1 protein-coding gene is annotated in these 524 nt (G+C 67.4%); it reads left to right on the forward strand.

The features are described 5' to 3' along the window. Positions 1-524, forward strand: a 524-nt coding sequence (locus EN893_RS37310; RefSeq protein WP_206640279.1) for an autotransporter-associated beta strand repeat-containing protein, incomplete at both ends; no start/stop codon positions are given.

The following is a 524-nucleotide window of genomic DNA, read 5'->3' on the forward strand; positions in this document are numbered from 1 at the left end:
ACCTCCACCGGCGGCACGGCGATCAATGGCGGCACGCTGCAGGTGGCTGCCGATGCCAATCTTGGCGACGCCGCCGGCGGGCTCAGCCTCGACGGCGGCACGCTCAGCGCGACCAACAGTTTTGCTACCTCTCGTGCGCTGAATGTGATGAGCTCCGGCACCGTCTCGACCGCCGCCGCCACGACCTTGACGCTGAACGGCGCGCTGACCGGGTCGGGTGCATTCACCAAAGCCAGCGATGGAACCCTTGTGCTGGCCTCAGGCGACTCCGCTTTCGCCGGTGCAACTGGCGTGCAGCAGGGCACCTTGGCGGCCGGTACCGTCGACGCGCTTGGCGCCGCGTCGGCATACACGGTTGCCTCAGGTGCAACGCTCGACCTCGCCGGCTTTAACCAAACCGTGGCTTCGCTCGGCAACGCAGGCTCGGTGCGGCTGGGCACCGCGCCCGGCACGACGCTGACGATCAATGGCGATTACACCGGCAATGGCGGAACCATCTTCCTCAATGCCGCGCTCGATGGCGA

The sequence above is a fragment of the Mesorhizobium sp. M7A.F.Ca.CA.004.04.2.1 genome, from assembly GCF_004022825.1.
Taxonomy (GTDB): Bacteria; Pseudomonadota; Alphaproteobacteria; order Rhizobiales; family Rhizobiaceae; genus Mesorhizobium.